We start from the raw sequence: 22,930 nt of genomic DNA on the forward strand, positions 1-22,930 counted from the left end.
TATGGAACTCACGACAATCTGGTTCTGCCTCATCGCGGTGCTGTGGATCGGCTACTTCGTCCTGGAGGGCTTCGACTTCGGTGTCGGCATGCTGCTTCCGGTGCTGGCCCGCGACGACCGCGAGCGGCGGGTCATGATCAACACGATCGGTCCGGTCTGGGACGGCAACGAGGTCTGGCTGCTGACCGCCGGCGGGGCGACGTTCGCGGCGTTCCCGGAGTGGTACGCGACCTTGTTCTCGGGCTTCTACCTGCCGCTGTTCCTCATCCTGATCGCCTTGATCGTGCGCGGCGTCGCCTTCGAGTATCGACACCAGCGGCCCTCGGCCACCTGGGCCGGCTGGTGGGACCGTGCGGTGATCTTCGGGTCCTACGTCCCGGCGTTCCTGTGGGGCGTGGCCTTCGCCAACATCGTCCGCGGGGTGCCGATCGACGCCGACTTCGAGTTCACGGGGACGGCTCTGACACTGCTGAACCCCTACGGGCTCCTCGGCGGGCTCGTCACGCTCACGCTGTTCGTGACCCACGGCACGCTGTTCATCGCGCTCAAGACCGACGGGGAGATCCGCGGCCGGGCTCGTGCGCTGGCGCTCCGGATCGGGGTCGTCGCGGCCGTGCTGGCCGTCGTGTTCCTGGTCTGGACCCAGGCCCTCACCGGCAACGTCGGCACCGCTGTCATCTTCGTCGTGGCGGCGCTGGCGCTCGTGGGTGGGCTCGGGGCTGCGTACGTTGGTCGTGAAGGGTTCGCCTTCGCCGGCACCTTCATCGCCATCGGGCTGGCGGTGGCCGGGCTCTTCGTCGGTCTCTTCCCTGACGTGATGCCCTCGTCCACCGACGTCGCCAACTCGCTGACGACGACCAACGCCGCGGCGACGCCCTACACGCTGAAGCTGATGACCATCGTTGCGGCCGTGTTCGCGCCGATCGTCGTGGGCTACCAGGCTTGGACGTACTGGATCTTCCGGAAGCGGATCTCGATCCACCACATCCCCGCCGCACACTGATGCGCCCGAACGATCCCCGGCTGCGAGCCCAGCTGACGGTGGCCCGGCGGCCGCTGGCCGTCGTCGTGGCCGCCGGGGTGCTCGGTGCGGTGCTGCTGATCACCCAGACGTACGCGATCACCGGACTGCTCATCAGCGCGACCCGTGACTCGGGGTCGGGGGCGGGGGCGGTGGGCGGCTGGGGCCTGGCGGTCGTAGTGGTGTTCGTCGGCCGGGCGGTCGTCGGGGTCATCTCCGACGTCGCTGGTGCCCGCGCGGCAGGGGTCGTCGGCGCGGACCTGCGGCGCCGGGTGGTCGGCGCGATCCTGCGCGGGCAGTCGGGTCGCTCGGGATCGCTGTCCGCGCTGGCCACGCGCGGGGTCTCGGCCGCCGAGCCCTATCTGACGCGTTACGTGCCGGCGCTGGTGCTCGCTTGCGTGCTGCCGGTCATGGTGCTCGCGGTGATCGTCTGGACCGACCCGCTCAGCGGTCTCATCGTGGGGCTCACGCTGCCGCTGATCCCGGTCTTCGGGGTGCTGGTCGGGCTCACCACGCGTGACCAGGCGGCCAGCCAGTGGCGGGCGATGTCGGCGCTGGCCGGTCATTTCCTCGACGTGATGAAGGGTTTGCCGACCCTCGTCGCCTTCGGCCGCGCCAACGCGCAGTCGCGGGTCATCGCCACGATCACCGACCGCTACCGCCGTCGCACTCTGGAGACCCTGAAGATCGCCTTCGCCTCCTCGGCGGTGCTCGAGCTCGTCGCCACCATCGCGGTCGCGCTCGTCGCGGTCACGATCGGGGTCCGGCTCGCCGCCGGATCGGTCGACCTGCAGACCGCGCTCGTCGTCCTGCTGCTGGCTCCCGAGGCCTACTGGCCGCTTCGTCGTATGGGCGCCGAGTTCCACGCCGCCGCCGAAGGCAGCGCCACCCTCGAAGCGACAGCAGATCTCTCCCGAGACGTCACTCGCGTCGGCCGAGACGTCACCGATTGCCATCTCGATCGACCGGAGCGACGTCTCGGCATGGTTCTCGACGGGGTGGGGCTGACCTACCCAGGTCGGGAGCTGGCCGCGTTGATGCCGGTCTCGGCGACGGTCCCGGTCCGAGGGATCACCGCGATCGTCGGCCCGAGCGGTTGCGGCAAGTCGACGCTGCTCGCGACGATCGCGGGCCTGCACCAGACGTACGCAGGCACTGTCGAGCTCGACGGGCAGACCCCGGACGGGGGCGACGAGTGGCGTGAGCGCTTCGCCTACCTTCCCCAGCGGCCGGTGTTCGTCAGCGGCACGATCGCCGACAACCTGCGTCTGGGCTCGCCGGAAGCGACCGAGAGCGACCTGTGGCGCGTACTGAAGCGGGTCGCGCTCGCCGAGCGGATCGCCGAGCTCTCCGGTGGGCTCGACGCCGACCTGGCCGAGGACGGCCGCTCGCTCTCGGGCGGCGAGCGGGCCCGGCTCGCGCTGGCCCGCTTCGTACTCTCGGAGCGCCCCTGGGTCCTCCTCGACGAGCCCACCGCCCACCTCGACCCCGACACCGAGCGGATCATCGCCGACACGGTCACCGACCTGGCCCGCGACCGCGCCGTCGTCCTCGTCGCCCACCGCCAGACCCTCATCGACATCGCCGACCACATCATCACCCTCCCCACCGAACCCCTCCCCGCCGAAACCGTAGAAACGGGGACCGAGACTGCACCTTTGGCGAGCGAGACCGTAGAAACGGGCGCCGAGACTGCAGTTGTGGGTGACGAAAGTAGAGTTTCGTCACCCACAACTACCGATTCGGCCGCCATTTCTACCGATTCGGCCTCCACAGGTGCGGACTCGGCGCGGGCGAGACGCGCGCTGTGGGGGTCGGCGGTGGTCGGCGGGCTCAGCTGGGCATCAGGGGTGGCACTGACGGCGCTGGCCGGTTGGCTGATCATCAAGGCCTCCTACCATCCGGTGATCCTGACGTTGGTGGCCGCGATGGTGGGGGTGCGTACGTTCGGGATCGCGCGGCCGGTGCTGCGCTACCTGGAGCGGTTGTGGTCCCACGACAGCGCGCTGAGGCTGCTGGCGAGGCGGCGGGTGGAGATCTACGAGGCGCTGGTGCCGCTGGTCCCCGGCGCCCTCCCGGGCCGCCGGGGTGACGTGCTGGCCAGCGTCGTCGACGACGTCGACGCGGTGCTCGACGAGGAGCTGCGGGTGCGGCTGCCGGTCCGGGAGTACGCCGTCGTGGCAGCCCTCGCGGTCCTGGCGACCGCACTCATCGACCCCGTCGCGGCGGTCTTCACCGCGGCCACGGTGCTGGTGGCGGGTGCCGCCTTCGGGATCGCGTACGCAGGGGCAGCACGCGCCGAGCAGATCTCGGTCACGGTCCGGGCGAGGGTGTCCGAGCAGGTGGTCGAGGCGACCCAGACGGCGACCGAGCGCCGGATGTGGCAGGCGAGCGAGCCGGTGCTGCACACCCTCGACGGTCTGGCCCGCACCGCCACCCGGGCGACGGTCACCGCCGCTGCCGCAGCATCGTTCGCCAAGGCGCTTGTCCTGATCACCGCCGGTGCAGCGGTCGCCGCGACCGCGGCCTTCACCACCGTCGGGGACGGCCCGATGCTCGCTCTCCTCGCCCTGGTCCCGCTGGCGCTGGCCGAGCCCGCGGCGACCCTCGCCGATGCAGGTGCGGCCCGGGCCCGCACCCGCGCCGCGCAGAGACGCCTGGACGACCTCACCGGCCGCAGCCCGGCCGTCGCCGCCCCGGAGCATCCGGCGCGGCCGACCGAGGACACCACGATCACGACCACCGGCGTCACCGCCCGCCCCGGCGGAAGCCAGACAGTGGAGATCCCCGACCTGCACGCCGCGCCCGGCGCGAGGATCGGCATCGTCGGACCCTCCGGCTCGGGCAAGAGCACCCTGGCCGCGCTGCTGCTGCGCTTCCTCGACCCGGAGATCGGCACGATCGCGCTCGGCGGCCGGCCGACGCGCGACCTGGACCCCCAGGACGTACGGAAGATCGTCGGTCTGGTCGACGACGATCCGCACGTCTTCGCCTCCAACCTCGTCGAGAACGTCCGCCTGGCCCGCCCCGAGGCCACCGATGACGAGGTCGAGGAGGCGATCCGGCGCGCCCATCTCGGCGACTGGCTCGACGCCCTGCCCGCAGGGATGCAGACCAGGCTCGGCGACGGCGCGGCCCAGGTCTCGGGAGGCGAGCGTGCTCGACTGGCGGTGGCGAGGTCGCTGCTGGCCGGGCACAAGGTCCTGGTTCTGGACGAACCTTTGGCTCATCTGGACACCTCGACCGCCGAGTCGCTGGCGCGCGAGGTGCTTGCGCGGGAGGATGGCTCGACAGATGAGACGGGAGTCGGTCCGCATGGCGGCACGAAAACCGTACTGTGGATCACTCACACATCGACCGGACTGGGGCTGACCGATACCGTGGTCTCCCTTCAACGAATGGGGGAAGTGAGACGGTGTTGACCGAGACGAGGACGATCCGGGTCTACCTGCTCGACGACCACGAGGTCGTGCGCCAAGGGCTGACGACGCTGCTCGACAGCCATGACGACATCGCGGTCGTGGGCCAAGGCGGCACCACCGCGCAGGCGCGCGAGGACATCGACCGCCTCCGGCCGGACGTGTGCGTGCTCGACGCCCGCCTCCCCGACGGCTCGGGGATCGAGGTCTGCCGTGAGGTCCGAGCGGCCTACCCCGAGATGCTCGCGCTGATCCTGACCTCCTATGACGATGACGAGGCGCTCTTCTCGGCGATCATGGCCGGGGCGAAGGGCTACGTCCTCAAGGACATCCGCGGCAACGACCTCGTCGAGGCGATCCGCACCGTCTCCGGCGGTGGCTCGCTGCTCGACCCGCTGATGACCGCGAAGGTCATGGAGAAGATGCGCAACCCTGATGGCGAGTCGCCGCAGATGCAGGCGCTCACGCCCCAGGAGAAGCGCCTGCTCGCGCTCATCGGCGAGGGTCTGACCAACCGCGAGATCGCCGGCCGGATGTTCCTGGCCGAGAAGACGGTCAAGAACTACGTCTCCAGCATCCTGGCCAAGCTCGGCGTGCAGCGGCGCACCCAGGCGGCGCTGATGGCCAAGGAGCTGCTCCGCCCCCGTCGAGGGAACTGACCCCGAGCGACCGAGTCAGACCCCAGCGGTGATCGGCACCTGCCAGACGAGCTCGGTGCCGCTGGGCAGACGCGGGCCGATCTCGAGCTGACCGCCGAGCTGGACCGCGCGGCAGCGGGCGTTCTTCAGCCCGCTCTCCTCGGCTTCCTCAGGGACGCCGCCACCGTCGTCGCGTACGACCAGCTTGATCTCGCCGTCCTGGAGGCTGAGCTCGATCTGGGCGCTGTGGGCCTGGGCGTGCCGGGCGAGGTTGGAGACCGCTTCGCGCAGCACCGGAAGCAGGTGGTTGCGGACCGAGTCGGGAACGGCGGTGTCGACCGGCCCGGTGATCTTGATCTCCGGGGTGAAGTCCATGACGCCCGCGTACTCCCGGACGACCTCGCGCACCTGCGCACGCAGCGAGGAGGCGTCGTGGTTGCTGAGGTCGAAGATGGAGCCGCGTACGTCCTTGATGGTCTGGTCCAACGCGTCGACCTGCTCCGAGAGGCGCTTGGGCAGGTCCTCGACCCGCTGCGGGTTGCGGCCCAGGGTCTCGAGCTGGAGGCCGATCGCGAAGAGCCGCTGGATGACCACGTCGTGCAGGTCGCGGGCGATCCGGTCGCGGTCGGTGATGACGGCGAGGTCGGCGCGATCCTCGACGGCCCGGAGCCGGTCCAGGGCGAGAGCCGCCTGTCCGGCGAAACCGAAGAAGAGCTCGCGCTCGTGCTCGTCGTGCGCGGCGGACGCCTTGTCGTAGATCGCCAGCAGCGCGCCGCGTCCGGCGAGCGAAGAGCGGACCGGGGCCACCACGATGTAGAGACCGTCGACCTCGAGGTCCAACGGCTCGACGATGCGCCGGTCGATCAGGAGCGGCACCTTCTCGGTCACCGCTCGGACCCGCTCCTCCTGGCCGGGCACGGCCGCGACTCCGGAGACGAGACCGTGCTCGATGCGGGTGCCGGCACCGACCCCGATGGCTCGCATCAGCGGCAGCGCGGTCTCGCACATCCGCTCCAGCGCGACCGTGTGCTCCAGCGGAGGGGTGAGGGCCCGGCTGAGCTCGGCGCTCGCCTCGAGCCACCTGCGGCGCTGCTCGCTGAGCTCGAGCTCGCGGACCTTGTCGATCTGGGCGCCCGCGGCGCGGGCCAGGGCGACGACGAGCTGCTCGTCGTGGCTGGTGAAGTCGGCGCCACCGGCCTTCTCGGCCAGGAGCAGGTGTCCGAAGTCGTGGTCCTTGATCCGCAGCGGCACCTCGATGAACTTGCGCTTGCCGGGGTCGCCAGTGCGTAGAGCGTGGCTGCCGCCGTCATCAGGGGTGTGGGGTGCGACCAGCAAAAGAGGATCGGGAGCGGTGGTTCCCCTGGGCCGAGTCGTCGATGCTGGCTCGGCGTCGTCATCGAGGCGGGCACGGCGGCCCCGGCTCTTCCCCACGACCTGCAGAGTCGGCTCCTGCTGGTGGCCGTAGGTGATCAGGTCCTGCAGGTTGCCGTCGACGTCGAGGACACCGAGCGCGCCGTAGCTCGCTCCGGTCAGCTCGCAGGCAGACCGGGTGATCCGCTCCAGCATTGCGCTCAGGTCGAGCTCGCTCGACATCGCGATGACCGCGTCCAGGAGCGAGCGCGCCGATGGTTCGAGACCGGACAGGTCCTCGGTCGCGTCGATGGTCACTCGTCAGAGTCTGTCGTGCCGGACCCGCCCGCGTCCACATATCGGCAACAGTTTCTCCACTGTCTGTCTCAAACCCATGCGAATGCGTGCGTTCGGATCATTCTTCCGCTATCTCACCGTCGACGTAGAGCCACCGTCCGGCACGCACCTCGAACCGGCTGTGCTCGGCGAGCACCCCGTCACCCGACGGAGCCCGGTAGGAGGCCCGGAAGGCCACCCAGCCGTGGGTCTCGTCGTCGAGCCCGGAGCCCTCGATCTCGAGGCCCGTCCACATCAGTCGCGGGTCAGGTGCGGCCACGCCCAGATCGTCCGGGCGGGTCCCCGGGTGCCAGGTGCGGAAGATGTAGTCCCAGTCTCCGAGGGCGTACGCCGCATAGCGGCTGCGCATCAGCTCCTCCGGAGTCTCGGCCAGGGCACCGCCACGGTGCAGCCGGTGGCAGCACATCGCATAGCGCTTCCCACTGCCGCACGGGCACTCCTGCGACAGGGACGATCCGGTGGAGGCGGGGCCGAAGGCGGACATGGGCCCATTGTGTACCGGGAAGGACGGATTTCAGTCGTAGGCAAGGAGCGTCCCGTCTATTGTTAGGGGGTGGCTCTCAGGCGTATACGGCTCGGGACGACGGGGGTGCTTCGGTGACGGATGTATGCATCTGTCTGCTGGGCCCGCTGATCGTCACGCGCGCAGGCGAGCCCGTGGAGATCCCAGGACGCCGCCCCCGTACGTTGCTGGCCCTGTTGGCTCTCGAGGCCGGCAACCCGGTCTCCGCCGACCTCCTCGCCGACCGGATCTGGGGTGAGGACCTCCCCGACAACCCGCGTGGGAGTCTGCACACCTACATCGGGCGGCTGCGTCGCGTGCTCGGCAAGGAGGTCGTACGCCGCGCCGCCGGCGGCTACATCCTCGACCTGCCGCGCTCGTCCGTGGACGCGCTCGCCTTCATCGACCTGCTCGACGGGGCCCAGGGGCCCGAGGCGTACGAACGGTTGGAGGAAGCCATCGCACTGTGGCGCGCCGACCCGTTCGACGACTCCGCGGGGGAGTCTCTCGCCGAGCGCACCCGGCCATGGCTGGTAGACCGCTATCTCGCCGCCCTGGAGCATCGCGCGGAGCTCGACATCGCCGCGGGCCGGGCGGCGAAGGCGGTCGCCGACGTGCGCCGGGTGGTGGGTGACCATCCGCTGCGCGAGTCCCTGTGGGCGGTGCTCCTGGACGCACTGGACGCCGCGGGGCGCACGGCCGAGGCGCTGGAGGCCTACGAGGAGGTCCGGGCACGGCTGGCCGACGAGCTCGGCACCGACCCCGGTGCGGAGCTGCGCTCGACGTTCACCCGACTGCTGTCCGGCGGCTCGCCGACGGCTCCGGAGATCGAGGACCACGACGGGCATGCAACGGTGCCCGCGCAGCGGGTCTCGGAGGAGGACATGGTCCCGCGGCAGCTCCCGGCCGATATCCCGAGCTTTTCGGGGCGGGAAGCCGAGCTCCGGCTGCTCGACGCGGTCACGATCTCCCACGATGCCGGCTGGCCGAGCGTGGTCGCGGTGCACGGCATCGGGGCGGTGGGCAAGACCGCCCTCGCCGTGCACTGGGCACGGAGCCGGACCGAGCATTTCCCCGACGGGCAGCTCTTCATCGACCTGCGCGGCTATGGACCGGGCGAGCCGCTCTCGCACGCCGAGGCGCTCACGACCCTGCTGATCGGGCTCGGCGTCGACGTCGCGTCGGTGCCGTCCGAGGTGGATGCGGCCTCGGCGCTGCTGCGTACGACCCTCGCGCAGCGGCGCACGCTCCTGGTGCTCGACAACGCGCGCGACTCCACCCACGTACGGCCGCTGCTTCCGGGCAGCGACTCGCTGGCGCTGGTGACCAGCCGTAGCCAGCTGCGTGGCCTGGCCACCCGCGAAGGCGCCCGGCGGATCGCGCTGGACACCCTCGCTCCGGAGGAGTCGGTGGCCTTCTTGAAACAACGGCTCGTCGACCGGTCCGCGGGCGAGGCGGACATCCGCGCGCTGGCGGACCGGTGCGGGCATCTGCCGCTGGCCCTCGCGGTCGCGGCCGAGCGCTGCAGCCGCTATCCCGACCTCTCCTTGTCCGACCTGCTGGCCGAGCTCGACGGTGAGACCAGCCGCCTGGCCGCGCTGGAGGCGCCGCTCGACCCTGTCTCGGACCTGCGCGCGGTCTTCTCGTGGTCCTACGACTCCCTCGACGAGGAGTCGCGGCGTGCCTTCCGCCTCCTCGGCCTTCGTCCCGGGCACGAGATCGGGATGCCGGCGATGGCGGCGCTCTTCGCCGTCGACATCGCGACCGCTCGGCGCCTGGTCGACAAGCTGGTCGACGCCAACCTCGTCCGTGAGCACCGCCCCGGTCGCTTCGTGCTCCACGACCTGATCCGCGACTACGCGCTGGAGCTGGGCTCGGCGGAGGAGTCCGGCGAGGCGTTGCTGCGGCTGGTGAGCTGGTACACCCATTCCCTGGTGGCGGCCTCCGAGGCCGACGGTCGGTCGTTCCGGCTGATGACCCTCGACCCCGTCGTCGCCGGGGTGACACCACTGAGCTTCGCCACCTCGCAGCAGGCCCGCGCCTGGGGCGACCGGGAGTGGCTGACGATGGGGAGCGCCGTACGTCTGGCTGCGCGAGCCCAGCTGCTGGGTCCCGCCTACCAGCTGGTCAACAAGATGTTCAGCCTCTCGATGAGGCACCCACCTGTCGAGACCGTGCCTCTCCAGGAGCTCGGTCTCGATGCCGCCCTCCGCGCGGGTCAGCACGTCGATGCGGCCTACCTCCGCAACCAGGTCGGGATCAGCCGGGCACGCGCCGGCGACCTGACGCGGGCGATCTCGGAGTTCCGCGGCGCGGCCGCGGTGTTCCGCGCGGCCGGCACCGCGGCCGGCCTGGAGATGGCGCTGTCCAACTGCGGCCAGGCGCTGAGCATGATCGGCTCTCTCGACGAGGCCGTCGCGGTCCTCGAGGAGGCGTACGCCGTCGCGGACGCGGCCGGGATGGACGATCGTGCCCGGGCCAGCCTGATCGGGCTGGCCGAGGTCTATGTCCGGATGGAGCGCTACGAGGACGCCGTGCGGCTGGTCGAGGAGGAGATCGGTCACGGCCCGGTCGACGTCGACTCCTCCGCCTCGCCGCGGATGACCCTGGTCGACGCCCTGATCGGTCTGCAGCGCCATGCCGAGGCCGAGACCCACCTGCGGCTGGAGCTGGCCCACCGCCTCGAGGAGCGCAACCGGTGGGGTGAGGCCAACGTCCTCGTACGCCGCGCCTTGATCGAGCGGGAGACCGATCGGGTCGCCCAGGCGCGCGCGACGCTCCAGGAGGTCGTCGTCATCCTGGACGAGGTGGGAGAGCTGGACCGCACCGCGCTGACCAGGGAGCGGGTCGAGGAGCTGCTCGCCACCGTCGAGGCATCCGTATCCGCGGGTCGGGACGTCGACGCCTCGGCCGCCCAAGGGTTGGGCGGCGGCGTAGCGTTGCGTCCGTGACTGCCGCACCCACGATCAGCACCCTCGGCCAGCTCCGTGCGAGTGGCCATGTGTTCAAGTCGCTCCGCGAGGAGATCCGCGACAACCTGCTGGAGAAGCTGGCCGCCGGAGAGGACCCCTGGCCCGGACTGCACGGGCTGGAGGACACCGTCATCCCGCAGCTCGAGCGTGCCCTGATCGCCGGGCACGACGTCGTCCTGCTGGGCGAGCGTGGCCAGGGAAAGACCAGGCTGCTGCGTACGTTGGTGGGGCTGCTCGACGAGTGGACCCCGGTCATCGAGGGCTCCGAGCTCGGTGAGCACCCCTACGAGCCCGTCAGCGTCGGATCCCAGCGGTTGGCGGCGACGGCCGGCGACGCGCTGCCGGTCGCGTGGAAGCACCGCTCCGAGCGCTACTCGGAGAAGCTGGCCACGCCCGACACCTCGGTGGCCGACCTGATCGGCGACGTCGACCCGATGAAGGTCGCCGAAGGCCGCTCGCTGGGTGACCCGGAGACGATCCACTTCGGCCTGATCCCGCGCTCCCACCGTGGCATCGTCGCGATCAACGAGCTGCCCGACCTCGCCGAGCGGATCCAGGTGGCGATGCTCAACGTGATGGAGGAGCGCGACATCCAGATCCGCGGCTATGTCCTGCGGCTCCCTCTGGACCTGCTCGTCGTCGCCTCCGCGAACCCGGAGGACTACACCAACCGCGGCCGGATCATCACCCCGCTCAAGGACCGTTTCGGCGCCGAGATTCGCACCCACTACCCGCGCGAGCTGGAGGCGGAGATGGCGGTGATTCGGCAGGAGGCCACCTTGGTCGCCGACGTGCCCGACCATCTCCTCGAGATCCTGGCCGTCTTCACCCGTCATCTGCGCGGCTCCTCGGCGGTCGATCAGCGCTCCGGGGTCTCCGCGCGCTTCTCGATCGCGGGGGCCGAGACCGTCGCCGCCGCCGCGCTCCACCGGGCCACCGTCCAGGGTGAGGCCGACGCGGTCGCCCGCCTCGTCGACCTGGAGACCGCCGTCGAGGTGCTCTCCGGCAAGATCGAGTTCGAGTCCGGGGAAGAGGGCCGCGAGGCGGAGATCCTCACCCATCTGCTGCGCACTGCCATCGCCGAGACCGTCCGCAAGCGCTTCCGCGGCATCGACTTCGCGCTGCTCATCGACGCCATCGAGGACGGCCGCATGGTCACCACCGGCACCAAGGTCACTGCCCGCGCCTTCTTGGAGGGCCTCCCGGTCCTGGGCGAGTCCGACCTCTACGACCAGATCGGCGACCGCGTCTACGAGTCCACCGGCGGCCCCAAGAACGACGGCCAGCTCGCCAGCGCCATCGAGCTGGCTCTGGAAGGCCTGTTCCTGGCCAGAAAGATCGGCAAAGACACCGAAGGTGGGGAAACGATCTATGGCTGAGCCAAGGGGCGTCGGCAGGGGGTAACACGTCGTTCGTAGGACTACTCGCCTTTTATAACGACCGGATAGACCTACGAACAGCGTGTTACATGCGTTGAGGAGCACGAAGATGAGCCGCTACAAGAAGTACGCCGGGGGTGACCCGCTCGCTCCGCCGGTCGACATCGCCGAGGCGCTCGACGCGATCGGCGAGGACGTGATGTCCGGCTACTCGCCCGAGCGGGCGATGCGGGAGTTCCTGCGGCGCGGGGGACAGGAGCAGCGCGGCCTCGACGACCTCGCTCGGCAGGTCGCCGAGCGGCGTCGTGAGCTGCTGCAGCGCCACAACCTGGACGGCACGCTCGAGCAGGTGCGCGAGCTGCTGGACAAGGCGGTCCTCGAGGAGCGCAAGCAGCTGGCCCGCGACGTCACGATGGACGACGGCGACCGGGCGTTTCGGGAGATGCAGATCGACAACCTCTCGCCGAACACCGCCGCCGCGGTCAGCGAGCTCTCCGCCTACGACTGGACCTCGCGAGAGGCTCGCGAGGCTTACGAGGAGATCAAGGACCTGCTCGGCCGAGAGCTCCTCGACCAGCGGTTCGCCGGGATGAAGCAGGCGCTCGAAGGGGCCACGGACGAGGACCGCGAGGCGATCGCGGCGATGCTCCGCGACCTCAACACGCTCCTCGACAAGCACAACCGCGGTGAGGACACCGAGGCCGACTTCGACGAGTTCATGGCCAAGCACGGCCAGTACTTCCCCGAGAACCCGCAGAACATCGACGAGCTGCTCGACACCCTCGCGCAGCGCTCCGCGGCTGCCCAGCGGATGCTCAACTCGATGTCGGCCGAGCAGCGGCGCGAGCTCATGGAGCTCTCCCAGCAGGCCTTCGGGTCGCCCGCGCTGATGGAGCAGATGGCACAGCTCGACGCCAACCTGCAGGCAGCGCGCCCCGGGGAGGACTGGGGTGGCTCCGAGGAGTTCGGCGGCGGTGAGGGGCTCGGCCTCGGCGACGGCACCGGAGTCCTTCAGGACATCGCCGAGCTCGACCAGCTCTCCGAGCAGCTCCAGCAGTCCTACGCCGGCTCGCGGCTCGACGACATCGACCTCGACGCCCTCTCCCGGCAGCTCGGCGACCAGGCCGCGGTCGACGCGCGCACCCTGCGAGAGCTCGAGCAGGCCCTGCGTGACTCCGGCCAGCTCGAACGCGGCTCCGACGGCGATCTCCGGCTCACCCCGAAGGCGATGCGCCAGCTCGGCAAGGCCCTGCTCCGCGACGTCGCCCAGCGGCTCTCCGGACGCCAGGGCGAACGCGACCTGCAGCGAGCCGGCGCCGCGGGCGACCTCTCCGGGTCGTCGCGCCCCTGGGCCTTCGGCGACACCGAGCCCTGGGACGTACCCCGCACCATCACCAACGCCGTCATCCGCGAGGTCGGAGAAGGCCGGTCGGGGCCGGGTGTGCGGCTGACCGTCGACGACATCGAGGTCCAGGAGACAGAGGCCCGTACGCAGGCAGCGGTCGCCCTCCTCGTCGACACCAGCTTCTCGATGGCCATGGATGGCCGCTGGGTGCCGATGAAGCGCACCGCCTTGGCGCTGCACACCCTGATCAAGAGCCGCTTCCGCAACGACGACCTGCAGCTGATCTCGTTCGGTCGCCATGCCCAGACGATGGAGATCGAGAAGCTGACCGCCCTCGACGCCATCTGGGACAAGGGCACCAACCTCCACCACGCGCTGCTGCTGGCCAACCGCCACTTCCGCAAGCACCCCGGCGCCCAGCCGGTGCTGCTGATCGTGACCGACGGAGAGCCCACCGCCCACCTGGAGCCGGGCGGCGAGGTCTGGTTCTCCTACCCGCCCCACCCGGTGACGATCGCGAGATCCGTCGAGGAGCTGGAGAACTCCCGCCGCCTCGGCGCCCAGACGACCTTCTTCCGCCTCGGCGACGACCCCGGCCTGGCCCGGTTCATCGACTCCATGGCCCGCCGCGTCGAGGGGCGCGTCGTCGCGCCCGAGCTGGACGATCTCGGCGCCGCCGTGGTCGGCTCCTATCTCGGCGACAGGACGGCGCGGCGTACGTCCAACTCCTACGGCGGCTATCCCGATGCCTTCGGCGGCCGCGGCTGGTGGGCCGGCTGAATGCTCACCGAGGTAACTCGGTGAGCGCCCACTTCCCTCGCGGAGTTCCACGAGGTAACCACACGTCGACCGAGTTAACTCGGTGAGCATCCCGCCGCGTAACCTGCGTTCGTGCCAGAGGAGACGCTGAACGTACTCGCCCTTCTCGCCCTCGCGGCCCTGGCTGCCGGGTATGTGGACGCGGTGGTCGGCGGCGGTGGGCTGATCCAGCTTCCGGCGCTGCTGCTGTTCCTTCCCGGCGCCGCGCCGGTGCAGATCCTGGCGACCAACAAGCTGGCCTCGATCTTCGGCACTTCGATCAGCGCGGCGACCTACTATCGGCGGGTGGGGCCGGACCCGAAGACGTTCATCCCGCTCATGATCCTCGCGTTCGTCGGCTCCGCTCTGGGGGCAGGGGTGGCTTCGTACCTTCCCGAGACCGTCTTCGAGCCCATCGTCCTGATCGCGCTGGTCCTGGTCGGCGCATGGGTGCTCTTCAAGCCCTCCCTGGGCGAGCTGACGGCCCTGAAGTACGACGACCACCGGCACGTCATCGGCGCGATGCTGGTCGGGTTCGCGGTCGGCTTCTACGACGGCGCGCTGGGTCCAGGGACCGGGAGCTTCTTGGTGATCGGGCTCGTCGGCCTCCTCGGCTACTCGTTCCTGGAGGCGAGCGCGAAGGCGAAGATGGCCAACGTCGCCACCAACCTCGCGGCGCTGATGGTGTTCATCCCGCAGGGTGCGGTGCTGTGGAAGACCGGCCTGGTGATGGGCGTGTGCAACCTGATCGGCGGCTACCTCGGGGCGCGGACCGCGGTCGCGAAGGGGGCCGGGTTCGTCCGCGTCTTCTTCATCGTCGTGGTCGCCGGGTTCATCATCCGCATCGGCGGCAGCGTGCTCGGGCTGTGGTGACATTGGGCTCTGGGGGTGAGATGCACTACCTGACCATCGGCCGCGACGGCGCCGCCGAGATCGAGGAGAAGCGGTCTCGCTTCCTGTGCACGCTCGCTCGGGTCGACGATGAGGTCGATGCGCGGGCGGTGGTCGAGAGGCTGCGCAAGCAGCACTGGGATGCCCGCCACACCTGCTCGGCCTTCAGGCTCGGCCCGCCGCCGCAGCCCGTTGAGCGGTCCAACGACGACGGCGAGCCGGCCGGCACCGCGGGGGCGCCGATGCTGGAGGTCCTTCGGGGCGCGGGCGTCTCGGACACGGTCGCCGTGGTCACCCGCTGGTTCGGCGGGACGCTGCTCGGCGCGGGTGGCCTCGTCCGGGCCTACTCCGACGCCGTCCGTGCCGCGTTGGCCGAGGTCGGGACGCTGAGGCGAGAGCTGGTCCGGGAGTATCGGATCGAGGTCGCGTACGACGCCGCCGGCCGCCTCGAGACCGACCTGCGATCGGCGGGGGTATCGGTCCTCGAGACCTCCTATGACACGGCCGTGACGCTACGGATCGAGGTCCCTCCGGCGGAGGAGAAACGCATCGAGACGCTCCTCGCCGAGGTCACTGCTGGCGCGTCCGTGCTGGTCCCGGGCAAGGACCAGTGGGCAGACGTTCGCTGACGTTTGGGAGAATGGCCGGGTGAGCGACCATAGCGAGACGCCCGTGGAACTCCCTACCGGATGGACGGCCAAGGTCCCTGAACTCGATGATCTCCCCGCACTGCTGAGGCTTCGAGCGGTCGACAAGACGCCGTTCGAGGGGTCCGGAAAGGTCGACGCCGACGCCATCGCCGGCGAGATCGCCGGACCTGCCTCTTGGACCCGCCAGCAGCTCGTCGCGATCGATCCGGACGGTGACGTACGAGCCTGGGCGATCGCCCACGACCGCGCCGCGGGGCGCACGCTCGTCTATCTCTACGTCGACCGCACCATCGCCCGGGCCGCGGAGGTGGCGGCGGGGCTCTATGCCTGGCTCGCCGAGCAGGCCCGGTCGATGGCCGAGCTGCGAGGCATCGCCGAGTCCCACCTCGACGCGAGCCCGTTCGCCGACGACACCGTGCAGCGGGAGTGGCTGGCGGCCGCGGGATTCACCAACCGACGCACCTGGTTGCACATGAGCCGGCCGGTGCTTCCCGACGAGAAGGTGCCCGACCTTCGTGAGGGGGTCGCCATCCGTCCGGTGGAGACCCACGAGAACGGCATGCCGGTGGCGGCCGATCTGCAGACCGTCCACCAGACCCTGGAGGAGTCCTTCCAGGACCACTTCAACTCCTACCGGGAGAGCTTCCCGGAGTTCGTGCAGCGGCTGCGCGAGGACCCGGGTCATCGCTGGGACCACTGGTGGCTCGCGTACGTCGACGACCCCGAGGCGGAGACGGAGGACGCTGCCTGGCTACCGGCCGGCTCGCTGGTCGCCTCGGTGCTTCCCGCCAACGCGGCAGGGGTCGAGGGGGCGTACGTCGAGTACATCGGCGTCAACCGCAACGCCCGGGGCCGCGGGGTGGCCAAGGGCCTGCTCTACACCGTCATCGGCGACGCGATCAAGCGTGGGCGTGACCGGGTCTCGCTCGAGGTCGACGCCGACAGTCCCACCGGCGCCGACGGGCTCTACAAGTCGATGGGCTGGGTGACCGACTACGTCACCGAGTCCTGGCACAAGGACGTCACGGTCTAGCCGGCTGAGGATCAGGCGCCGACGTCGGCGAGCTTGAGGTCGAGCGTCGGCGTCTCGGTGCCGCCGTCGATTTCGAGCAGCTTCCCGGTGACGAACTGACCGGCTCGGGAGGTCAGGTAGACGACGCCGGCGGCGATGTCCTCGGCCTCGCCGATGCGTCCGAGCGGGGTCTTCGACTCGATCTCGCCGCGCATGGTGTCGTCGCCGGCCACGAACTCGAGGGCACTGGTCCGCACCGACCCGACGAAGATCCCGTTGACCCGGATCCGTGGGGCGAGGTCGGTGGCGGCCAGCCTGGTCCAGTGCGCCAGCGCCGCCTTCGCGGTGCCATAGGCGAGATAGCCCCGCCCCGCCGTACGTCCCATCATCGAGCTGATCGACACCACCGACTGCTGCCCGTCCGGGCTCTTCACCATGAAGGGGACCGCGGCCCGGGTCAGTGCGTGCGCCGTGGTCACGTTGAAGTGGAAGGCCTCCTCGAGGTAGCCCTCGTCGGTGTCGAGGAACGTGTTCGGGATCGTCCCGCCGACGTTGTTGACCACGATGTCGAGACGCCCGAACTCCTCGTACGCCGCCGCAGCCAGCCCCGCCGTCGCGGCCGTATCGGCCAGGTCCGCCGGCACCACCAAAGCGCGCCGACCCGCCGCCTCGATCTTCTCGGCGACCTCCCGCAGCTGCTTCTCGGTCCGCGATGCGATCACCACGTCCGCCCCGGCCTCGGCCAGCGCGACCGCCGTGGCCGCCCCGATCCCGCGCCCCGCCCCGGTCACGACAGCAACATGACTCGTCAGTCTGAATCGATCAAGAATGCTCATGGTGTCTCCTGAAGTCCCGCCGAGAAGGTAGATGTGGCGGCCGAATAGGTAGTTGTGGCGAGCGAATCGGTAGAAGTGGTGGGCCGAATCGGTAGAAGTGGTGGCCGAGTCTGTAGTTGTGGTGGACGAGTCGGTAGTTCTGCGATCGCCAGAACTGCAGATTCGCTCGCCACTTCTGCAGTCTCGGCCGCCAAAAGTGCAGTCTCGGCGCCCACAACTACCTATTCGGCGGTGACCAGGCCGCGGCCGGTGATCAGCGGGAGGTCGAGAGGGGAGAGGAGGCCGGGGGACGCGGCGACGACGGCGGGGATCGCGTTGACCAGGCGCTGGGCGGTGACGATCATCCCGGAGACGTTGTGGTCGCCGTGCTCGCCGTGGTGGTTGAGCTCGACGGTCATCGACGGCTCGCCGGTGATCTCGATGCGGTAGCAGCCGTCGCCCGTCGCCGGGACCGGCCAATCGGGGTCGGAGGTCGCGTCGGTCCGGGTGACGTGCTCGAGGGTGATGCGAGGGATGCCGTCGACGGTGCCGGTGACGGTGAAACGTACCGAGCCCTGGGTGCCCGCCGCGATGTCCACCGAGACGGTCTTCGTGTCCGCGGTCGCCGGCCGCCGCTCGACGTGCTCGACGAGCGGCTCGTCGAGGGTCACTCCGAGCCCCGCGGCCAGAACCCGTACGACGGGGCCCCAGGCGGTGCTCAGCACCCCGGGCTCCCACAGGAACGGCTTGTCCTCGAGCGAGCCCCCGAAACCGAAGAGATCCTTCATCACGACGGGCTGGAAGTACGTCGAGTAGTCGGCGATCTCACTGACCCGAACGTGGTCGATCCGCTGTGACAGCGACGTCACCGCCAGCGGCAGGACGTCGTTGGCGAAGCCCGGGTCGATGCCGTTGACGTGCAACGACGCGCCACCCTCCCGCCCGGCGGTATGGATGCCCTGGATCATCTCCTCCGGCAGCGTCCCCTGCGGGTGGACCAGGAGCACCGGCCCGGAGGAGACGACGTTGACCCCGTCCCGGATCAGCCCGGTCAGATCCTCGATCGCTTCGAAGACCCGGTCGTCGGTCATCGCCGCGTGAACCACGCAGTCCGGCTCGAGGGCCAGCAGCTCGTCACGCGACGTGGTCGCCGCCACCCCGAGCGTACGTCCGAGGCCGGCCAGCTCCCCGGCGTCCTTCCCAGCCTTCTCCGGCGTCGATGTCCAGACACCCACGAGCTCCAGGTCCGGATGAGCATCGACCCCCGCGATGGCATGACGACCCACCGTCCCGGTGGACCAGACGACGACTCTGAGCGGTTTCTCGGGACTCTGCGGACTTCCAGGTGTGTGGGGCATGCCTCAAATCTAGAACGCGTTTCAGTTTCGCGAAAGTGATTCGCCGAGGAAACTGGCCCCCGCTACGTTGGCGCCCATGACCGAGCCACTCTTCGAGGACACCCGACACCCGACCGGTGCCCCCTACGTCGCGGACGAGTCCACGACCCTGCGTACGTTCCTCGACTTCCACCGGGCGACCCTGCTCCGGCAGGTGGCGGGCCTCGACCACGAGCAGCTCAACCGTCCCGTCCCGCCCAGCACCATGACGCTGGCGGGGATCCTGAAGCACATGGCACACGTCGAGGACGTCTGGTTCGGCGTACGGCTGGCCGGTGCCGGCCAGACCCCTCCCTTCGACACCGCGCCGTGGGACGAGGATGCGGACTGGGACTTCAGCAGCGCCAAGACGGACGACCCCGAGACGCTCCGCGCGCTGCTTCGCGAGGCGATCGCCCGCTCCAACGAGCTCACCGACGCGGCTGGTTCTCTCGACCAGATCGCGGTCGGCCGCACCCGCGACGGCCAGTCGCTCAGCCTGCGCTGGATCCTGGTGCACATGATCGAGGAGTACGCCCGGCACTGCGGTCACGCCGACCTCATGCGCGAGGCCATCGACGGAGCGACCGACCTGTGATCCAGATCCGTGAGGCGACGGCCGAGGACTGGCCGCAGATCTACCCGTTCTGGTCCGAGATCGTGGAGGCGGGGGAGACCTACGCCTACCCCGAAGGACTCGCCTCCGAGGAGGCCAGGGAGATGTGGATGTACGACCACGTCGTCGTCGCGGTCGAGGGTGAGGCCGAGAACGAGCACATTCTGGGCAGTGCCAAGATGGGCCCAAACCGCCCGGGCCGCGGCCGCCACATCGGCACCGCCTCGTTCATGGTCTCCTCGGCCGCTCGCAGCAAGGGCATCGGCCGCGCCCTCGGTGACTACTGCGTGAGCTGGCACCGCGAGCAGGGCTTCCACGGCATCCAGTTCAACGCCGTCGTGGAGACGAACACCACTGCCGTACGCCTGTGGCAGTCACTGGGGTTCCAGATCATCGGCACCGTCCCGGACGCGTTCGACTCCACGTCGCACGGCCGGGTCGGGCTGCACGTGATGTACCTGCCGCTGACCTGAGGCCGGCGGCCCGGGATCAGGCCGGGAAGGGGATGCCCGTGTTCGCGTGGCAGCGGTAGCCGTTGGGCACGCGGTCCAGATACTGCTGGTGCTCGGGCTCGGCGGCGTAGAAGGTCGGGACCTCACGGATCTCGGTGGTGATCTCGCCGTAGCCACGCTTCGCGATCTCGTCGCCGTAGACCAAGGTCAGCTCCTCGGCGGTCTCCCGCTGCGAGTCGGAGACGAAGTAGAGCGCCGAGCGGTACTGCGTACCGACGTCGTTGCCCTGCCGCATCCCCTGCGTCGGGTCGTGCACCTCGAAGAACTTCTTGACCAGGTCCCCGTACGACACCACCGCGGGGTCGAAGACGACCCGGACCGCCTCGGTGTGGTTGGTCTGCCCGCTGCAGACCTCGTCGTACGTCGGGTTGGCCGTGGTGCCGCCCTGGTAGCCGACCGCGGTCGAGTAGACCCCCGGCGTCTGCCAGAAGATCTCCTCGGCACCCCAGAAACAGCCGAGCCCGAAGTACGCCACCTCGGCCCCCTCGGGCGCGGTCCCGTCCTCGGGGGAGGCGAGCAGCGGAGTCCCCAGGACCCGGTGCTTCGCGGGCAGGTCGAAGAGCGCCTGGTCGCGCCCGGCGAGCGTACGGTCCTCGGAGAGGAGCTGAGTTGGGCGACCGAACATGAGTGACCTCCAGAAGTCAGGGTTGCTACCAGTCTCCAACACAGTTCGAGGCACGAACGTTCCCGGATGGCCCGAGGGCCCGGTGGTATGGAACACAGCATCGGACGTAGGCTCGCTGTGTGAGCGAGCAGCAGCACCTCGGCAAGGCCGGTTTCGAGACCAAGGCGATCCACGCGGGCTACGAGCCCGACCCGACGACGGGTGCGGTGATCCCGCCGATCTACGCCACCACGACCTACAAGCAGGACGGCGTCGGCGGCCTGCGCAACGGCTACGAGTACAGCCGTTCCGCCAACCCGACCCGCACCGCGCTGGAAGGCGCTCTGGCTGCAGTCGAGGAGGGGGAGAAGGGTTTCGCCTTCGCCTCCGGTCTGGCCGCGGAGGACACCCTGATCCGCAGCCTGATGCGGCCCGGTGACCACATGGTCATCCCCGACGACGCCTACGGCGGCACCCACCGGCTGATCGACAAGGTCGAGAGCCAGTGGGGGATCGCGCACACGTCCGCGCAGGTCGCCGACGTCGACGCGGTCGCAGCGGCGATCCAGCCGGGCAAGACCAAGCTGGTCTGGGTCGAGACCCCGACCAACCCGCTGCTCAACATCGCCGACATCTCCGCGCTGGCCGGCGTCGCTCACGAGGCAGGCGCGCTGCTGGTGGTCGACAACACCTTCGCCAGCCCCTACCTGCAGCAGCCGCTCACGCTCGGTGCCGACGCGGTGGTGCACTCCACGACGAAGTACGTCGGTGGCCACTCCGACGTGGTCGGTGGCGCCGTGGTGGTCCGCGATCACGGGATCGCCGAGAAGATCGGCTACCTGCAGAACGCCGCCGGCGCGATCGCCGACCCCTTCGGCGCGTGGCTGACGCTGCGCGGTCTCAAGACCCTTGCCGTACGCATGGAGCGACACTGCGACAACGCCGAGCGCGTCGCCGACTTCCTGACCTCGCACCCGAAGGTCGGCGAGGTCATCTACCCGGGTCTGGAGACCCACCCTGGCCACACGACCGCCCAGAAGCAGATGAAGCGGTTCGGCGGCATGGTCTCCTTCCGCGTGACCGACGGCGAGGCGGCCGCACTGGCGGTGTGCGAGCGCACCAAGATCTTCACGCTGGGCGAGTCGCTCGGCGGCGTCGAGAGCCTCATCGAGCACCCGGGCCGGATGACGCACGCGTCGGTCGCCGGCACCGACCTGGAGGTGCCGGCCGACCTGGTGCGGCTCTCCGTCGGGATCGAGTACGCCGAGGACCTGGTCGCGGACCTCGAGCAGGCCCTTGACCAGGGCTGACGGGCCCCAGACAGCGGTCTGCGTCGACTTCGGCTCCACCTGGACCAAGGCGCTCCATGTCGACCTCTCCTCCGGCGAGGTCCTCGGCAGCGCGAGTGCGCCGACATCGCTGCACGAGGTGATGGAGGCGTACGACGCCTGTCTGGTCGCGCTCACCGAAACCGACTCACGGGCGGCCGACGCCGAGATCCTGGCCTGTTCGTCGGCGGGGGGTGGCCTGCGCATCGCTGTTGTCGGCAACGAGGAACTGGTGACCGCCGAAGCCGGGCGGCGCGTCGCGCTGTCCAGCGGCGGCAAGGTCGTCGCGGTGGTCGCGACCGCAGGTTGTGAAGCTGAGAGTGACCTAGGGGCCACGCTCAGCTTCACAACTCCCGACCTGGTGCTGCTCACCGGCGGCACCGACGGGGGCAACCGGGACGCCGTCGTCTCGGCCGCGCGCGAGCTGGCCGCGGCCGGCTGGCGTGGACCGGTGGTCGTGGCGGGCAACCGCGACGCGAACCCGGAGATCGACGAGATCCTGGCCGAGATCCCGCACGTGACCTGCGACAACGTCGTTCCGAAGATCGGCGTGCTGGCGCCCGAGAGCGCCCGTGCCGCTGTCCGCGAGATGTTTCTCGAGCACGTGATCGGCGGCAAGAACCTCAGCAGCCGGGCCGACTTCCGGCGGATCGTCCAAGGGGCGACTCCCGACGTCGTGCTCCAGGGTGTCGAGACGCTGGCGGAGGTGCTCGGCGAGGACGTCGTCGTCGTCGACGTCGGCGGCGCCACCACCGACGTGCACAGCGTGGTCCGACCGGACCCCGAGGCGGAGCACGTGCGCGAGGAGGTCGTCGCGGTGACCCCGGTGACCCGGACCGTCGAGGGCGACCTGGGGATGCGCTGGTCGGCCATCACGACCCTCGAGGCGGCCGACCACTCGGATCCGAGTCTCGCCGAGTCGGATCTCACCGGCGAGGTCGAGCATCGGCGCAACCACCCCGGATGGTTGCCACGCACCGAGCAGGACAAGGACATCGACGAGCTCCTGGCGAGGATCGCGATCTCCACGGCTCTGCAGCGGCATGCGGGACGGTCCCGGGTCGTCCTGTCCCCGGGCGGAAAGGTCATCGAGCGCACCGGCACCGACCTGCGTCGCGTCGGTGTGGTGATCGGCTCCGGCGGCGTACTTCGGCATGGGCGTGCGCGCATCGAGGAACGGGTGATGCGCTGGTCGACCCGTGGCGGGTGGCAGCTCCCGGAGGCGCCATTGCGGGCGGTCGACGCCGACTACGTGCTGGCCGCGGTCGGCCTGCTCACCAGGTCGCACCCCACGACCGCACGCCGCCTTGCGACCCACCTCACACCCTCCCGGTAGCCTCTGTCA

18 protein-coding genes are annotated in these 22,930 nt (G+C 70.0%); 13 read left to right on the forward strand and 5 right to left on the reverse strand.

Features of this window, described 5'->3' with window-relative positions; genetic code table 11:
* The first annotated feature begins 1 nt into the window (after position 1).
* Genes cydB through ABZZ22_RS14955 form a run of 3 tightly spaced genes read left to right on the forward strand, consistent with a single transcriptional unit; the run spans position 2 to position 5,099 of the window.
* Positions 2-1,003, forward strand: coding sequence for a cytochrome d ubiquinol oxidase subunit II (cydB, locus tag ABZZ22_RS14945; RefSeq protein ID WP_354932613.1), 1,002 nt, complete (start codon positions 2-4; stop codon positions 1,001-1,003).
* Positions 1,003-4,443 (forward strand): thiol reductant ABC exporter subunit CydD, encoded by a 3,441-nt coding sequence (gene cydD, locus ABZZ22_RS14950; protein ID WP_354932615.1) that lies wholly within the window; start codon positions 1,003-1,005, stop codon positions 4,441-4,443. Before cydB ends, cydD begins: the two co-directional genes overlap by 1 nt.
* Positions 4,437-5,099, forward strand: a complete 663-nt coding sequence (locus ABZZ22_RS14955) for a response regulator transcription factor (RefSeq protein WP_354932617.1) — start codon at positions 4,437-4,439, stop codon at positions 5,097-5,099. Before cydD ends, ABZZ22_RS14955 begins: the two co-directional genes overlap by 7 nt.
* 15 nt (positions 5,100-5,114) lie before the next feature.
* On the opposite strand, the gene ABZZ22_RS14960 is transcribed toward ABZZ22_RS14955, so the two are convergent.
* Together ABZZ22_RS14960 and ABZZ22_RS14965 are read right to left on the reverse strand one after the other, a co-directional pair.
* A complete protein-coding gene (locus ABZZ22_RS14960; RefSeq protein WP_354932619.1) occupies positions 5,115-6,746 on the reverse strand; it encodes a histidine kinase in 1,632 nt (543 codons plus the stop codon).
* 97 nt (positions 6,747-6,843) lie between these two features.
* The gene (locus ABZZ22_RS14965; protein WP_354932621.1) at positions 6,844-7,269 is read right to left on the reverse strand and encodes a YchJ family metal-binding protein; all 426 of its coding nucleotides are present in this window, start codon (positions 7,267-7,269) and stop codon (positions 6,844-6,846) included.
* A gap of 113 nt (positions 7,270-7,382) precedes the next feature.
* On the opposite strand from ABZZ22_RS14965, the gene ABZZ22_RS14970 reads away from it, so the two are divergent.
* From ABZZ22_RS14970 to ABZZ22_RS14995, 6 genes are all read left to right on the forward strand, one after another.
* On the forward strand, positions 7,383-10,238 hold the full coding sequence (locus tag ABZZ22_RS14970) for a BTAD domain-containing putative transcriptional regulator (RefSeq protein WP_354932623.1): 2,856 nt from the start codon (positions 7,383-7,385) through the stop codon (positions 10,236-10,238).
* Entirely contained in the window at positions 10,235-11,638 is a 1,404-nt protein-coding gene (locus tag ABZZ22_RS14975) for a magnesium chelatase (protein ID WP_354932625.1), read from the forward strand. Before ABZZ22_RS14970 ends, ABZZ22_RS14975 begins: the two co-directional genes overlap by 4 nt.
* Before the next feature lie 109 nt (positions 11,639-11,747).
* Positions 11,748-13,763, forward strand: a complete 2,016-nt coding sequence (locus ABZZ22_RS14980; protein ID WP_354932627.1) for a VWA domain-containing protein — start codon at positions 11,748-11,750, stop codon at positions 13,761-13,763.
* Between the two features lie 111 nt (positions 13,764-13,874).
* Positions 13,875-14,654 (forward strand): TSUP family transporter, encoded by a 780-nt coding sequence (locus ABZZ22_RS14985; protein WP_354932629.1) that lies wholly within the window; start codon positions 13,875-13,877, stop codon positions 14,652-14,654.
* A gap of 20 nt (positions 14,655-14,674) precedes the next feature.
* On the forward strand, positions 14,675-15,301 hold the full coding sequence (locus ABZZ22_RS14990) for a YigZ family protein (RefSeq protein WP_354932631.1): 627 nt from the start codon (positions 14,675-14,677) through the stop codon (positions 15,299-15,301).
* Positions 15,302-15,344: 43 nt separating this feature from the next.
* Positions 15,345-16,355, forward strand: a complete 1,011-nt coding sequence (locus tag ABZZ22_RS14995; RefSeq protein ID WP_354932633.1) for a GNAT family N-acetyltransferase — start codon at positions 15,345-15,347, stop codon at positions 16,353-16,355.
* Between the two features lie 11 nt (positions 16,356-16,366).
* Here the strand turns inward: ABZZ22_RS14995 and ABZZ22_RS15000 are convergent, their stop codons facing one another.
* Together ABZZ22_RS15000 and ABZZ22_RS15005 are read right to left on the reverse strand one after the other, a co-directional pair.
* Positions 16,367-17,170 carry an SDR family oxidoreductase gene (locus tag ABZZ22_RS15000; RefSeq protein WP_354932635.1) on the reverse strand — a complete coding sequence of 268 codons (804 nt, stop codon included), beginning with the start codon at positions 17,168-17,170 and terminating at the stop codon, positions 16,367-16,369.
* A 221-nt stretch (positions 17,171-17,391) separates the two neighbouring features.
* Complete coding sequence (locus ABZZ22_RS15005) at positions 17,392-18,507, reverse strand: diacylglycerol kinase (protein WP_354932637.1); 1,116 nt, start codon at positions 18,505-18,507, stop codon at positions 17,392-17,394.
* A 76-nt stretch (positions 18,508-18,583) separates the two neighbouring features.
* On the opposite strand from ABZZ22_RS15005, the gene ABZZ22_RS15010 reads away from it, so the two are divergent.
* Positions 18,584-19,123 carry a DinB family protein gene (locus ABZZ22_RS15010; RefSeq protein WP_354932639.1) on the forward strand — a complete coding sequence of 180 codons (540 nt, stop codon included), beginning with the start codon at positions 18,584-18,586 and terminating at the stop codon, positions 19,121-19,123.
* Positions 19,120-19,614: a GNAT family N-acetyltransferase gene (locus ABZZ22_RS15015; RefSeq protein ID WP_354932641.1), complete on the forward strand. Its 495-nt coding sequence runs from the start codon at positions 19,120-19,122 to the stop codon at positions 19,612-19,614. Before ABZZ22_RS15010 ends, ABZZ22_RS15015 begins: the two co-directional genes overlap by 4 nt.
* 16 nt (positions 19,615-19,630) lie before the next feature.
* Here the strand turns inward: ABZZ22_RS15015 and msrA are convergent, their stop codons facing one another.
* The gene (gene msrA, locus ABZZ22_RS15020; protein WP_354932643.1) at positions 19,631-20,278 is read right to left on the reverse strand and encodes a peptide-methionine (S)-S-oxide reductase MsrA; all 648 of its coding nucleotides are present in this window, start codon (positions 20,276-20,278) and stop codon (positions 19,631-19,633) included.
* Between the two features lie 119 nt (positions 20,279-20,397).
* Between msrA and ABZZ22_RS15025 the strand changes: the two genes are divergently transcribed.
* Together ABZZ22_RS15025 and ABZZ22_RS15030 are read left to right on the forward strand one after the other, a co-directional pair.
* Positions 20,398-21,567, forward strand: coding sequence for a cystathionine gamma-synthase (locus ABZZ22_RS15025; protein WP_354932645.1), 1,170 nt, complete (start codon positions 20,398-20,400; stop codon positions 21,565-21,567).
* Positions 21,554-22,921 (forward strand): glutamate mutase L, encoded by a 1,368-nt coding sequence (locus tag ABZZ22_RS15030; RefSeq protein WP_354932647.1) that lies wholly within the window; start codon positions 21,554-21,556, stop codon positions 22,919-22,921. The genes ABZZ22_RS15025 and ABZZ22_RS15030 overlap by 14 nt, the downstream gene beginning before the upstream one ends.
* Positions 22,922-22,930 lie beyond the last annotated feature (9 nt).

The sequence above is a fragment of the Nocardioides sp. NPDC006273 genome (assembly GCF_040613495.1).
GTDB lineage: Bacteria > Actinomycetota > Actinomycetes > Propionibacteriales > Nocardioidaceae > Nocardioides.

What these genes read in the sequence shown, in the direction of transcription:
- cydB (WP_354932613.1), top strand. Translation starts at nt 2, where the DNA reads ATGGAACTCACGACAATCTGGTTCTGCCTCATCGCGGTGCTGTGGATC.
- cydD (WP_354932615.1), top strand. Translation starts at nt 1,003, where the DNA reads ATGCGCCCGAACGATCCCCGGCTGCGAGCCCAGCTGACGGTGGCCCGG.
- ABZZ22_RS14965 (WP_354932621.1), bottom strand. Translation starts at nt 7,269, where the DNA reads ATGTCCGCCTTCGGCCCCGCCTCCACCGGATCGTCCCTGTCGCAGGAG.
- ABZZ22_RS14980 (WP_354932627.1), top strand. Translation starts at nt 11,748, where the DNA reads ATGAGCCGCTACAAGAAGTACGCCGGGGGTGACCCGCTCGCTCCGCCG.
- ABZZ22_RS14990 (WP_354932631.1), top strand. Translation starts at nt 14,675, where the DNA reads ATGCACTACCTGACCATCGGCCGCGACGGCGCCGCCGAGATCGAGGAG.
- ABZZ22_RS15000 (WP_354932635.1), bottom strand. Translation starts at nt 17,170, where the DNA reads ATGAGCATTCTTGATCGATTCAGACTGACGAGTCATGTTGCTGTCGTG.
- ABZZ22_RS15005 (WP_354932637.1), bottom strand. Translation starts at nt 18,507, where the DNA reads ATGCCCCACACACCTGGAAGTCCGCAGAGTCCCGAGAAACCGCTCAGA.
- ABZZ22_RS15010 (WP_354932639.1), top strand. Translation starts at nt 18,584, where the DNA reads ATGACCGAGCCACTCTTCGAGGACACCCGACACCCGACCGGTGCCCCC.
- msrA (WP_354932643.1), bottom strand. Translation starts at nt 20,278, where the DNA reads ATGTTCGGTCGCCCAACTCAGCTCCTCTCCGAGGACCGTACGCTCGCC.